This window comes from Streptomyces sp. NBC_01410, from assembly GCF_045040195.1.
Taxonomy (GTDB): Bacteria; Actinomycetota; Actinomycetes; order Streptomycetales; family Streptomycetaceae; genus Streptomyces.
Genome location: NZ_CP109530.1, coordinates 5874076 through 5886601, shown reverse-complemented (window position 1 = coordinate 5886601; position 12526 = coordinate 5874076). Strand labels below are relative to the sequence as shown.

The 12526-nt window shown below is 68.1% G+C and carries 13 protein-coding genes; 3 read left to right on the top strand and 10 right to left on the bottom strand.

Features of this window, described 5'->3' with window-relative positions:
* Positions 1–26: 26 nt before the first annotated feature.
* Positions 27–605 (bottom strand): hypothetical protein, encoded by a 579-nt coding sequence (locus OG741_RS27235; protein WP_405602150.1) that lies wholly within the window; start codon positions 603–605, stop codon positions 27–29.
* A gap of 151 nt (positions 606–756) precedes the next feature.
* Between OG741_RS27235 and OG741_RS27230 the strand changes: the two genes are divergently transcribed.
* The 3 genes from OG741_RS27230 to OG741_RS27220 all read left to right on the top strand — a co-directional run bounded on the left by OG741_RS27230 (position 757) and on the right by OG741_RS27220 (position 4616).
* Positions 757–1956, top strand: a complete 1200-nt coding sequence (locus tag OG741_RS27230) for a sensor histidine kinase (protein WP_405605801.1) — start codon at positions 757–759, stop codon at positions 1954–1956.
* Complete coding sequence (locus tag OG741_RS27225; protein WP_405602149.1) at positions 1953–2603, top strand: response regulator; 651 nt, start codon at positions 1953–1955, stop codon at positions 2601–2603. Before OG741_RS27230 ends, OG741_RS27225 begins: the two co-directional genes overlap by 4 nt.
* A gap of 159 nt (positions 2604–2762) precedes the next feature.
* Positions 2763–4616, top strand: coding sequence for a glycosyl hydrolase family 18 protein (locus OG741_RS27220; protein ID WP_405602146.1), 1854 nt, complete (start codon positions 2763–2765; stop codon positions 4614–4616).
* A gap of 53 nt (positions 4617–4669) precedes the next feature.
* Here OG741_RS27220 and OG741_RS27215 read toward each other — a convergent pair whose 3' ends face one another.
* The 9 genes from OG741_RS27215 to atpB all read right to left on the bottom strand — a co-directional run bounded on the left by OG741_RS27215 (position 4670) and on the right by atpB (position 12465).
* Positions 4670–5119, bottom strand: coding sequence for a DUF2550 domain-containing protein (locus OG741_RS27215; RefSeq protein WP_266487480.1), 450 nt, complete (start codon positions 5117–5119; stop codon positions 4670–4672).
* 133 nt (positions 5120–5252) lie between these two features.
* Positions 5253–5627, bottom strand: coding sequence for a F0F1 ATP synthase subunit epsilon (locus OG741_RS27210; RefSeq protein ID WP_328668224.1), 375 nt, complete (start codon positions 5625–5627; stop codon positions 5253–5255).
* Positions 5628–5823: 196 nt separating this feature from the next.
* The gene (gene atpD / locus OG741_RS27205; RefSeq protein WP_405602143.1) at positions 5824–7266 is read right to left on the bottom strand and encodes a F0F1 ATP synthase subunit beta; all 1443 of its coding nucleotides are present in this window, start codon (positions 7264–7266) and stop codon (positions 5824–5826) included.
* Positions 7266–8183, bottom strand: coding sequence for a F0F1 ATP synthase subunit gamma (locus OG741_RS27200; RefSeq protein ID WP_405602141.1), 918 nt, complete (start codon positions 8181–8183; stop codon positions 7266–7268). The genes atpD and OG741_RS27200 overlap by 1 nt, the downstream gene beginning before the upstream one ends.
* Positions 8184–8203: 20 nt before the next feature.
* Complete coding sequence (gene atpA, locus OG741_RS27195; protein ID WP_405602138.1) at positions 8204–9796, bottom strand: F0F1 ATP synthase subunit alpha; 1593 nt, start codon at positions 9794–9796, stop codon at positions 8204–8206.
* A gap of 130 nt (positions 9797–9926) precedes the next feature.
* The gene (locus OG741_RS27190; protein WP_405602137.1) at positions 9927–10742 is read right to left on the bottom strand and encodes a F0F1 ATP synthase subunit delta; all 816 of its coding nucleotides are present in this window, start codon (positions 10740–10742) and stop codon (positions 9927–9929) included.
* On the bottom strand, positions 10739–11299 hold the full coding sequence (locus OG741_RS27185; RefSeq protein ID WP_266487474.1) for a F0F1 ATP synthase subunit B: 561 nt from the start codon (positions 11297–11299) through the stop codon (positions 10739–10741). Before OG741_RS27185 ends, OG741_RS27190 begins: the two co-directional genes overlap by 4 nt.
* Before the next feature lie 44 nt (positions 11300–11343).
* A complete protein-coding gene (gene atpE / locus OG741_RS27180; protein ID WP_142213658.1) occupies positions 11344–11568 on the bottom strand; it encodes an ATP synthase F0 subunit C in 225 nt (74 codons plus the stop codon).
* 72 nt (positions 11569–11640) lie between these two features.
* Positions 11641–12465 carry a F0F1 ATP synthase subunit A gene (gene atpB, locus OG741_RS27175; RefSeq protein WP_405602134.1) on the bottom strand — a complete coding sequence of 275 codons (825 nt, stop codon included), beginning with the start codon at positions 12463–12465 and terminating at the stop codon, positions 11641–11643.
* Positions 12466–12526 lie beyond the last annotated feature (61 nt).

The following is a 12526-nucleotide window of genomic DNA, read 5'->3' as shown; positions in this document are numbered from 1 at the left end:
GTGCTCTGGGCGCCCGGCGGCGAGCGCTAACGCTCGATGCGGACCGGCTCGCGCTCGGGCTTTGAGTCCGCCGCCGGGGCCTTCTTCGGCCAGATCGTGTACGTGAGAGCGATCAGGCCGTGGATCCCGGCCGCCCGCAGGGCCGCGAACTGCCAGGAGCTGAGCGAACCGGTCCGGCTCGCGTCGCCGACGTACCAGATCGCGATCTGCAGCAGAGCGACGGCGACCGCGGCGGCCAGCACGGTCCGCAGCCACAGCTTCCCCTCGTGCTTGGCCCGGGCCACTCCGTAGCGCGGCGGCTTCGGCGGCGGCGGGGCGCCCGCGAAGCGGTGGGCGACGTGCCCGTCGATCCACTTGATCGTGTAGTGGCCGTACGCGACGGTGTAGCCGATGTACAGCGCGGCGAGCCCGTGCTTGAAGTCCGGCTCGGCGCCGTTCTTCAGGTCGATCGCCGTCACGACGAGCAGGACGACCTCCAGCAGCGGCTCCAGGAGCAGCAGGCCCGCGCCCAGGCGCGGCATCTTCAGCACATAGCGCGTGGCGAGTCCCGCTGCCAGCAGGACCCAGAAGCCGACCTCGCAGATCACGATCAGCGTGACGATCACGGCACTCTCCTTTCGGTTCCCCTTCAGCCTCCCGTCCGCGGTGCCGCCGATCGTCGTCGCCAATGACGAGGTGGCACTGCATCCTTCGATGTACCGGGCCATCGCCCGGGACGTGGAGGCCCGCGGACCGTCCGCCGTGTTTGATGGGGACGTGACCGCTCCGACCCGCCCGCACCGCGACGACGTGCTCATCGCCGTGACCGGATTCCTCGGCGGCCTGGTGCTCTATGCGCTGGGACTGGACACCCGCAGTGGACACGGCGTCGATCCGCGGTGGCTCCTGCTGCTGCCGCTGGCGGTGATGAGCGGGGCGGAGCTGCTGCGCCGGACCATGCCGAACACCGCGCTGGCCATCGGCTGCGCTGCGATGCTCGCCGACCAGTTCACCGACGGGAATGTCGCCACCATCGCGATGTTCACGGATCTGGTCTACGCGGCCGTGCTGTACGGCAAGCCCGCAGCCGCACGCCGTATCCCCGCCGTGTCCATGGTCGCCACGGCCGCCGTGACGGTCACCGCGCTCGTCGTCTTCCAGGACGCGCAGGCCGTTCTGCTGGGCCTGGTCTTCGCGGTGGTCACCGTGGCCCCGGCCTGGACGGGCGTGAGCGTGCGCACCCATCGCGACGCCGCCGAAGCCGCGCAGCTGCGCGCCGAGCAGACGGCCCTGCTCGCCGAGATCGACCGCACCCAGGCGGTGACCGCCGAGCGCGCGCGGATGGCCCGCGAGCTGCACGACATGGTCGCCAACCATCTCTCGGCGATCGCGATCCACTCCACCGCCGCGCTCTCCCTCGACGATCCGAAGACCTCGCGCGAGGCACTGGGGGTGATCCGTGAGAACAGCGTCGACGGGCTCGCGGAGATGCGCCGGCTGATCGGACTGCTGCGGGACAGCGGGGGCGGTACCGCGACGGCGGCCGCCCCGACCCTGGCCGGTGTGGACGCGCTGCTCGGCCAGGCGGGCACCAACGGGGCCGCCAGCGGTCTGGAGTTCGGGCTCGACGACGCCCGCGAGGGGAGCCTCGCGCTTCCGGCGCCGGTCGAGCTCGCGGCGTACCGCATCATCCAGGAGTCGCTGACGAACGCCCTCAAGCACGCGTCGCCGGGCCGGGTCAGGGTTGCTCTGGCCCAGCACGAGGGGACGCTGACGGTGCAGGTGACCAGCCCGTTCGGCGACCGGCCCGGGCCGCGGGCGCCCGGCTCGGGGGCCGGTCTGGTCGGGATGAAGGAGCGAGTGGCGCTGCTGGGCGGGCAGTTCGAGTCGGGACCGGTGACCGACGGGGACGGCAACGGCAAGATCTGGCGGGTACGGGCCGAACTGCCCGTCGACGAAGGGGACGGCAGGGCATGACGATCCGGGTACTGGTCGCGGAGGACCAGAGCGCCGTACGCGCCGGTCTGGTCCTCATCCTGCGCAGCGCACCGGACATCGAGGTCGTGGGCGAGGCGGCGGACGGCGAGGAAGCGGTGCGGCTGGCTCGCGAACTGTGTCCGGATCTGGTGCTGATGGACATTCAGATGCCGCGTCTGGACGGGGTGTCGGCCACCCGGCAGGTTGTCTCGGAGCAGCTCGCCGACGTACTCGTACTGACCACCTTCGATCTGGACGAGTACGTCTTCGGGGCGCTGCGTGCGGGCGCCGCGGGCTTTCTGCTGAAGAACACCGACGCGGCGGATCTGCTGGAGGCGGTACGCACGGTGGCGCGCGGCGAGGGTCTGATCGCGCCCGCCGTCACACGCCGTCTGATCGCGGAGTTCGCCGCACCGACGCCCGTACGCAGACCGGACGCGCCCGACCCGGCGATGCTCGATGTGCTCACGCGACGCGAGCGCGAGGTGCTCTCGTGCGTCGGCGAGGGCTTGTCGAACGCCGAGATCGCCATACGTCTCGACATGGCGGAGGCGACGGTGAAGACCCATATGAGCAGGCTGCTGGGCAAGCTGGAGCTGCGCAGCAGGGTCCAAGCGGCAGTCCTGGCACAGGAGTTGGGTATCTGACTTTCCCTTCTCCCCCACCCCTTACACCTATGGTCTGGACCTATTGACGATTGGTCCAGACCTTCCTAGTCTCACCGCACACACACTGCGTTGAGCCACGCAGGGTGCGCAGTGCACGGACCATCCCCCGAACGTCCCGGACCTCCTCGAGGAGCACCCGTGAACACGCAACCCCCACTGCACAGAACCAGATTCAGAGTCAGATCCAGAGCCGTCGCGGCACTGACCGCGCTGCTCCTCCCCCTCGCCGCCATGGTCGGCCTCGCAGCGCCCGCCGAAGCCGCCACCTCCGCCACGGCCACCTACACCAAGGTCCAGGACTGGGGCACGGGCTTCGAGGGCAAGTGGACGGTGAAGAACACCGGCACCACCTCCCTCAGCTCCTGGACCGTCGAGTGGGACTACCCCTCGGGCACCGTCGTCACCTCCGCCTGGGACGCCGATGTCACCAGCTCCGGAACGCACTGGACCGGCAAGAACAAGAGCTGGAACGGCACTCTGGCCCCCGGCGCCTCGGTCTCCTTCGGCTTCAACGGCAGCGGCTCCGGCGCACCCTCGGGCTGCAAGCTCAACGGCGCGTCGTGCGACGGCGGCAGCGTCCCCGGCGACAACCCGCCCTCCGCCCCCGGCACCCCGTCCGCGAGCAACATCACCGACACCTCGGTGGCACTGAGCTGGACCGCCGCCACCGACGACAACGGCATCAAGAACTACGACGTACTGCGCGACGGCGCCAGGATCGCGACGGTGACCGGCACGACGTACACGAACACCGGCCTCAGCGCCGGCACCGACTACTCGTACACCGTCCAGGCGCGTGACACCGCCGACCAGACAGGACCGGTCAGCGGAGCCCGCGCGGTGCGCACCACCGGCGGTGGCGGCGACCCGGAGCCCGGCTCCACGGTCAAGCTGGGCTACTTCACCGAGTGGGGCGTCTACGGGCGCAACTACCACGTGAAGAACCTGGACACCTCCGGCTCCGCGTCGAAGATCACCCACATCAACTACGCCTTCGGCAATGTGACCGGCGGCCGCTGCGCCATCGGTGACTCCTACGCCGACTACGACAAGGCGTACACCGCCGACCAGTCCGTCGACGGCGTCGCCGACACCTGGGACCAGCCCCTGCGCGGCAACTTCAACCAACTGCGCAAGCTCAAGGCGAAGTACCCGCACATCAAGGTGCTCTGGTCGTTCGGCGGCTGGACCTGGTCCGGCGGCTTCGGCCAGGCCGCGGCAAACCCGGCGGCCTTCGCGCAGTCCTGCTACGACCTGGTGGAGGACCCGCGCTGGGCCGATGTCTTCGACGGCATCGACCTGGACTGGGAGTACCCGAACGCCTGCGGCCTGTCCTGCGACACCAGCGGCGCCGCCGCCTTCAAGAACCTGATGCAGGCGATGCGCGCCAAGTTCGGTACGAACAACCTGGTCACCGCTGCCGTCACCGCCGACGCCTCGTCCGGCGGCAAGATCGACGCGGCCGACTACGGCGGCGCGGCGCAGTACGTCGACTGGTACAACGTGATGACGTACGACTTCTTCGGCGCCTGGGCCGCTCAGGGCCCGACCGCCCCGCACTCCCCGCTCACCTCGTACCCCGGCATCCCGCAGGCGGGATTCAACTCCGCCGAGGCGATCGCCAAGTTCAAGGCGAAGGGCGTGCCGTCCGCCAAGCTGCTGCTGGGCATCGGCTTCTACGGACGCGGCTGGACCGGAGTCACCCAGGCGACGCCTGGCGGCACCGCGACAGGGCCCGCCCCCGGCACGTACGAGCAGGGCATCGAGGACTACAAGGTCCTCAAGAACACCTGCCCGTCCACCGGCACCATCGCGGGTACGGCATACGCCAAGTGCGGCAGCAACTGGTGGAGTTACGACACCCCCGCCACGGTCACCTCGAAGATGAGCTGGGCGAAGGGGCAGGGCCTGGGAGGCGCGTTCTTCTGGGAGTTCAGCGGTGACACGACGAACGGAGAGCTCGTCGGCGCGATCAACAGCGGTCTGAACTGACGCTGCGCACAGCGAAGCCCGGGAGACTCGATCTCCCGGGCTTCGTCACACTCTCAGGCGACATTCACCCTCTGGCCCGGGGGCGCCGCCTCCAGCCAGGCGAGGAAACCAGTCAGCGCGTCCTCGCTCATCGCCAGCTCCAGCCGCGTCCCGCGGTGGACACAGCCCAGCACGGTCGCATCCGAGAGCAGCGCCAGCTCCTCCTCGCCCTCGGGCGTACGCCGGGTCACGACCTCGATGGCGGAGCGCTCGAGGACACGGCGGGGGCGGGGAGCGTACGAGAAGACCCGGAACCACATGATCCGGTCACCGCTGTAGCGGGCGACGCCGTACACCCAGCCCTTGCCGGAGAGGTCGGTCTCCTCCGGGACGTTCCAGCGCAGACTGCAGTCGAAGGTGCCGCCGGAACGCTGGATCAGCCGTCGGCGCAGTCCGAAGACGAACAGCCCGATCCCCACCAGTGTGACGACGACCAGGGCGCTCACAAGCAGAGCGAGGAACATGTCCACCGACCTCCTCGCATCGTCCCGTAACGGATTCCCACGTGCACGTGCACCTGCATCGCCTCAGCCGCGGCCCGGTCTGGAGGAATCCAGCCCGGGCCGCGGCTGAGGGCTACGACTGTCGGCGGGGTGCTCAGCGCACCGCCACCGCACGCAGCCGGACATCGGCGCGCCGCTCGGCGGCGTCGTCCTCGTCCGACTTGGCGCGCTCCAGCGCACGCTCGGCGCGCCGGGCGTCGATCTCGTCCGCCAGCTCGGCGATCTCCGCCAGCAGCGACAGCTTGTTGTCGGCGAACGAGATGAAACCGCCGTGCACAGCGGCGATGACGGTTGTGCCCTCGCTCGTACGGATGGTCACCGGGCCCGACTCCAGCACACCGAGAAGCGGCTGGTGACCGGGCATGACGCCGATGTCGCCGGACGTGGTGCGCGCGACGACCAGGGTGGCCTCGCCGGACCAGACCTGCCGGTCAGCGGCGACCAGCTCGACGTGCAGCTCAGCAGCCAAGGTTGGCTCCTCGGGTCACCACCCGGCGGTTCTGCCGGGTGTTGGGTCATAAGTCTAATAGCGCTCCGGGCGCCGGAACGACGGCGCCCGCCCCGGGCCCTTCGGCCAGGGGTCCGGGGGTTGTCCCCCGGGAGATGCAGCATGGGCGAAAAGAGGGGGGCGGGACGCACCCGCCCCCCTCCACGAGTCAGCAGACTCAGGAGACGCCGAGCTCCTTGGCGTTGGCCTTGAGGTCCTCAATGCCACCGCACATGAAGAACGCCTGCTCGGGGAAGTGGTCGTACTCACCGTCGCAGATCGAGTTGAACGCGGCGATCGACTCCTCGAGCGGAACGTCCGAACCGTCCACGCCGGTGAACTGCTTCGCCACGTGGGTGTTCTGCGACAGGAAGCGCTCGACGCGACGGGCACGGTGGACAACGAGCTTGTCCTCCTCGCCCAGCTCGTCGATACCGAGGATCGCGATGATGTCCTGGAGGTCCTTGTACTTCTGCAGGATTCCCTTGACACGGGTCGCCGTGTCGTAGTGGTCCTGCGCGATGTAGCGCGGGTCCAGGATCCGGGACGTGGAGTCCAGCGGGTCCACGGCCGGGTAGATGCCCTTCTCCGAGATCGGACGGGAGAGAACCGTCGTCGCGTCGAGGTGGGCGAAGGTGGTGGCCGGGGCCGGGTCGGTCAGGTCGTCCGCGGGGACGTAGATCGCCTGCATCGAGGTGATCGAGTGACCACGCGTCGAGGTGATGCGCTCCTGCAGCAGACCCATCTCGTCGGCCAGGTTCGGCTGGTAACCCACCGCGGACGGCATACGGCCGAGCAGGGTGGACACCTCGGAGCCGGCCTGGGTGTACCGGAAGATGTTGTCGATGAAGAAGAGCACGTCCTGCTTCTGCACATCGCGGAAGTACTCCGCCATGGTCAGACCGGCAAGCGCGACACGAAGACGGGTGCCCGGGGGCTCGTCCATCTGACCGAAGACAAGCGCCGTCTTGTCGATGACGCCGGAGTCGGTCATTTCCTCGATGAGGTCGTTGCCCTCACGGGTACGCTCACCGACGCCCGCGAACACCGACACACCGTCGTGGTTGTTGGCGACGCGGTAGATCATTTCCTGGATCAGAACGGTCTTGCCGACACCGGCACCACCGAACAGACCGATCTTTCCACCCTTGACGTACGGGGTGAGAAGGTCGATGACCTTGACGCCCGTCTCGAACATCTCGGTCTTCGACTCGAGCTGGTCGAAGTTCGGGGCCTTGCGGTGGATCGGCCAGCGCTCGGTGATCTCGACCGTGGACGGGTCCACGTTCAGGACCTCACCGAGGGTGTTGAACACCTTGCCCTTGGTGATGTCACCGACCGGGACGCTGATGCCCGCACCCGTGTTGGTCACCGGGGCCTGGCGGACCAGACCGTCGGTGGGCTGCATCGAGATCGCGCGGACCAGGCCCTCGCCGAGGTGCTGGGCAACCTCGAGCGTCAGCGTCTTCAGGGCGCCGTCGAGGGCCGGGTCGGCCACCTCGACGGTGAGCGCGTTGTAGATCTCCGGCATCGCGTCGACGGGGAACTCCACGTCGACGACCGGGCCGATGACCCGGGCGACGCGGCCCGTGGCGGCGGCCGTCTCAACAGTGGTCGTCATTACTTGTCACTCCCCGCGGTCGCGTCGGCCAGGGCGTTGGCGCCACCGACGATCTCGCTGATTTCCTGGGTGATTTCGGCCTGGCGGGCCGCGTTGGCAAGCCGGGAGAGGCTCTTGATGAGCTCCCCGGCGTTGTCGGTCGCCGACTTCATCGCGCGGCGGGTGGCAGCGTGCTTGGAAGCAGCGGCCTGGAGCAGCGCGTTGTAGATCCGGCTCTCGACGTACCGCGGCAGCAGGGCGTCAAGGACGTCCTCCGCCGACGGCTCGAAGTCGAACAGGGGCAGGATCTCGCCCTTTGTACCCGACTCCTCGGCCGCCTTCTCGAGGCTGAGGGGCAGCAGCCGGCTCTGCACCGGCGTCTGCGTCAGCATCGAGATGAACTCGGTGAAGACGATGTGGAGCTCGTCCACGCCGCCCTCGGCCGTGTCCAGCTGGACGGCCTCGATCAGCGGCCCCGCGACGTTCTTGGCGTCCGCGTAGGTCGGGTTGTCCGTGAAGCCGGTCCACGACTCCGTGACCTTGCGCTCACGGAAGCCGTAGTACGAGACACCCTTGCGGCCGACGATGTACGTGTCGACCTCCTTGCCCTCGCCGCGGAGCCGCTCGGTGAGCTGCTCCGCCGCCTTGATGGCGTTGGCGGAGTAGCCGCCGGCCAGACCGCGGTCGCTCGTGATGAGCAGGATCGCGGCGCGGACCGGAGCGTCCACCTCGGTGGTGAGGGGGTGCTTCGTGTTCGACCCGGTCGCCACCGCGGTCACCGCGCGGGTGAGCTCGGTCGCGTACGGCGTGGAGGCCGCCACCTGGCGCTGCGCCTTGACGATGCGCGAGGCGGCGATCATCTCCATCGCCTTGGTGATCTTCTTGGTCGCGGTGACGGATTTGATGCGACGCTTGTAGACCCGGAGCTGGGCTCCCATGAGTCAGGTCCCTTCCGTCGTCACTTGGCCGTGCTGACCGGCGCGTCTTCGCCGAGAAGCTTGCCGTCCGAGGTCTCGAACTGACGCTTGAAGGCGGCGATCGCGTCACCGATGGACTGCAGGGTGTCGTCCGACATCTTGGCGCCCTCGGCGATGCTGGTCAGCAGCTCCTTGCGCTCACGGCGCAGGTGCTCGAGCAGCTCGCTCTCGAAGCGGCGGATGTCCTGGACCGGGACGTCGTCCATCTTGCCGGTGGTACCGGCCCAGACGGAGACAACCTGCTCCTCGATCGGCATGGGCTGGTACTGCGGCTGCTTGAGCAGCTCGACCATGCGCTTGCCGCGCTCCATCTGCGCCTTGGAGGCCGCGTCCAGGTCGGAACCGAAGGCGGCGAACGCCTCCAGCTCACGGTACTGGGCGAGGTCCACACGCAGACGGCCGGAGACCTGGCGCATCGCCTTGTGCTGGGCGGAGCCACCGACACGGGAGACCGAGATACCGACGTTCAGGGCCGGACGCTGGCCGGCGTTGAACAGGTCGGACTCCAGGAAGCACTGGCCGTCGGTGATGGAGATGACGTTGGTCGGGATGAACGCCGACACGTCGTTCGCCTTGGTCTCGACGATCGGCAGACCCGTCATCGAACCGGCGCCCATGTCGTCGGAGAGCTTGGCGCAGCGCTCCAGCAGACGCGAGTGCAGGTAGAAGACGTCGCCCGGGTAGGCCTCGCGGCCCGGCGGGCGGCGCAGCAGCAGCGACACGGCGCGGTAGGCGTCGGCCTGCTTCGACAGGTCGTCGAAGATGATCAGGACGTGCTTGCCCTGGTACATCCAGTGCTGGCCGATGGCCGAGCCGGTGTACGGCGCCAGGTACTTGAAGCCGGCCGGGTCGGACGCCGGAGCCGCGACGATCGTCGTGTACTCGAGGGCGCCTGCCTCCTCCAGCGCACCGCGCACGGACGCGATGGTGGAGCCCTTCTGGCCGATGGCGACGTAGATGCAGCGGACCTGCTTCTTCGGGTCGCCCGAGCGCCAGTTGTCGCGCTGGTTGATGATCGTGTCGACGGCCAGAGCGGTCTTGCCGGTCTGACGGTCACCAATGATCAGCTGACGCTGGCCGCGGCCGATCGGCACCATGGCGTCGACAGCCTTGTAGCCGGTCTGCATCGGCTCGTGCACCGACTTACGGACCATGACGCCAGGGGCCTGCAGCTCGAGGGCGCGGCGTCCGTCGGTCTCGATCTCGCCGAGGCCGTCGATCGGGGTGCCGAGCGGGTCGACGACGCGACCCAGGTAGCCCTCGCCTACAGCGACGGACAGGACCTCGCCGGTGCGGGTGACCGGCTGGCCTTCCTCGATACCGCTGAACTCGCCGAGAACGACGCAGCCGATCTCGCGCTCCTCGAGGTTGAGGGCGAGACCGAGGGTGCCGTCCTCGAACTTCAGCAGCTCGTTCGCCATGGCCGAGGGAAGACCCTCGACCTTCGCGATGCCGTCGCCGGCAACGCTGACCGTGCCGACCTCCTCGCGCGAGGCCGCGTCCGGCTTGTACGCCTGGACAAAGTTCTCCAGCGCGTCCCGGATCTCCTCCGGCCGGATCGTGAGCTCCGCCATCTGGGTTCCCTGCTCTCCTTGTTGGGCCCGAAGTTTCTTAGGGGGTCTGGGGGCGACCCCCAGGAATCTTCTGCAATCTCTGCACGGCCCAACCGGGCCGCTCGTACTGCTTGTTCAGTTACTGGCTTGGTCAGCCGGCCATACGGCGGGCTGCCTCGTCGAGACGCTCCGCGATGCTGCCGTTGATGATCTCGCCACCGACACGCACCGAGATCCCGCCGAGGACCTCGGGGTCCACGTCGAGGTTCAGGTGCATCTGGCGGCCGTAGATCCGCGCAAGACCGGCGCCGAGGCGCTGCTTCTGCTCGTCGGTCAGCGGCACCGCCGAGGTGACGACGGCGACCATCCGGTCCCGGCGCGCCGCGGCGAGCTTGGACAGGGACTCGAGTCCCGCCTCCAGGCTACGTCCCCGGGGCTGGGTGACAAGACGGACGACCAGACGCTCGGTGACCGGGTTGGCCTTGCCGCCGAGCAGGCTGCGCAGCAGCTCACCCTTGGCAGAAGCCGGCGCCGACTTGTCGGTCAGCGCGGACCGCAGGTCCTTGGCGGAGTCGATGATCCGGCCGAACCGGAACAGCTCGTCCTCTACATCGTCGAGCGCGTCGGCCCGCTGGGCCACGGTGAGCTCGGCGGAGGCCGCCAGCTCCTCGACCGAGTCGACCAGGTCACGCGACCGCGACCAGCGGGAACGCACCATGCCGGAGATCAGGTCGACGGTCTCGCCGCCCACCTGACCGCGCAGCAGGCGTCCCGCCAGCTCGGCCTTGGCCTCGCCGGCCTGCGCCGGGTCGGTCAGGACCCGACGCAGCGACACCTCACGGTTGAGCAGCGCGGTGACGGCGGCCAGCTCCTCGGCGAGCTTTGCCACGTCGACCGACGTGTTGTCGGTCAGCGCGTCAAGGGACTCGCGTGCGGCAGCCAGTGCCTCGCGGCTCGCTCCGTTCATCGCCCGGCCTCTGCCTTCGAAGCGCTGTCCTCGAGTGCGTCGAGGAAGCGGTCGATGGTGCGGCTCTGCCGGGCGTGGTCCTCGAGGGACTCACCGACGAGCTTGCCGGCCAGTTCGGTGGCGAGCTTGCCGACGTCCTGGCGCAGCGCCGCGGCAGCGGCCTTGCGGTCGGCCTCGATCTGGGTGTGACCGGCAGCGATGATCTCCTCACGCTGCCGCTGGCCTTCCGCCTTCATCTCCTGGATGATCGCGGCACCCTGCTCGGTGGCCTCCTGGCGCATCCGGGCTGCCTCGTGGCGCGCCTCGGCGAGCTGAGCCTTGTACTGCTCGAGCACGCTTTCGGCTTCGACCTTGGCCGCAGCGGCCTGCTCGATGCCACCTTCGATGGCTTCTCGGCGCTGCTCCAGAACCTTGTTGATGTTCGGGAGGAGCTTCTTGGCGAGGAAACCGAAGACGATGACGAAGGCGATCAGGCCGATGACGAGCTCGGGCCACGGCGGAATGAGGGGATTCTCCTTCTCACCCTCTTGCGCCAGGAAAACCAGAGCGGTGTTCACATCAGTGCCTTTCGTCGAAAGGGACGGTCGTCTTGTCGTTCGTCTTAGTAGACGAACGGCATGACGAGGCCGATGAGGGCCAGCGCCTCACAGAAGGCGAAGCCGAGGATCTGGTTGGCGCGGATCAGGCCGGCGGCCTCGGGCTGACGGGCCAGGGCCTGGGTGCCGTTACCGAAGATGATGCCGATACCGACGCCGGGGCCGATGGCCGCAAGACCGTAACCGACGGAGCCGAGGTCACCAGTAACAGCAGCGAGGGTCTGGGACATGCCAGTTCTTCCTTCTCTTTACGGACCGGTGGGGGTTGGCCACCGGACGAATATGGGATCGATGAGCGGTACTCAGTGGTGCTCTGCGAGCGCGCCCTGGATGTAGCTGCAGGTCAGGAGCACGAACACATAGGCCTGGACGGCCTGGATGAAGAGCTCGAAGGCCGTCATGATGATGACCATCACGAACGAGACACCTGAGTACGCGATGCCGATGCCGTTCAGCATGTACCAGCTGGCGATCGTGAAGAGCAGCAGCAGCGTGTGACCTGCGAACATGTTCGCGAAGAGTCGTACGGCGTGTGTGAACGGGCGGACCAGCAGGTTCGAAAAGAACTCGATGGTCATGGAAAGCGGCAGCACCGGGCCGAGCGTCTTGTCGTAGCCCGTCACGTTCTTGAAGAAGCCGACAAAGCCGTGCCGCTTGAACGTCAGCGAGACCCAGGTGACGTAGACGATCAGCGCCAGGACCATCGGGTACGCGATGATCGACGTCACCGGGAATGAGGCGATCGGGATGATCGACCAGAGGTTCATCATCCAGATGAAGAAGAACAGCGAGACGGCGAGCGGGACATACTTCTCGCCGTCCTTCTTGCCGATCGTCTCGTAGACGATGCCGCGCCGCACGAAGTCGTAACCGGCCTCGGCGACCATCTGCAGCTTGTCCGGGACCATCTTCGGCTTACGGAAAGCGACCCAGAAGAAGCCCACCACGATGATGGAACCGAGTAGGGCGAGCAGCATCGGCTTGTTGAAGTACAGGCCGTTGCCGTCGGCGTCGCCCAAGAGCGGCTCGAAGAGGAATGAATGCAGGCCCGGAGCATCGAAGCCACACCCGTCAAAAAGGTGGCAGTCGGTCTCGAAGGCGAGCACCGTCGTCGGGTCAGCACTCACCGCGGGCTCCTTCAGCGTGGCGCATAGGTACGGCAACCTCGTTGTGTCGGCGCGGCGCGCA

Excerpts from the sequence above, each read along its gene's own strand:
- OG741_RS27225 (WP_405602149.1), top strand. The coding sequence starts at position 1,953 with ATGACGATCCGGGTACTGGTCGCGGAGGACCAGAGCGCCGTACGCGCC.
- OG741_RS27215 (WP_266487480.1), bottom strand. The coding sequence starts at position 5,119 with ATGTTCCTCGCTCTGCTTGTGAGCGCCCTGGTCGTCGTCACACTGGTG.
- atpD (WP_405602143.1), bottom strand. The coding sequence starts at position 7,266 with ATGACGACCACTGTTGAGACGGCCGCCGCCACGGGCCGCGTCGCCCGG.
- OG741_RS27200 (WP_405602141.1), bottom strand. The coding sequence starts at position 8,183 with ATGGGAGCCCAGCTCCGGGTCTACAAGCGTCGCATCAAATCCGTCACC.
- atpA (WP_405602138.1), bottom strand. The coding sequence starts at position 9,796 with ATGGCGGAGCTCACGATCCGGCCGGAGGAGATCCGGGACGCGCTGGAG.
- OG741_RS27190 (WP_405602137.1), bottom strand. The coding sequence starts at position 10,742 with ATGAACGGAGCGAGCCGCGAGGCACTGGCTGCCGCACGCGAGTCCCTT.
- atpE (WP_142213658.1), bottom strand. The coding sequence starts at position 11,568 with ATGTCCCAGACCCTCGCTGCTGTTACTGGTGACCTCGGCTCCGTCGGT.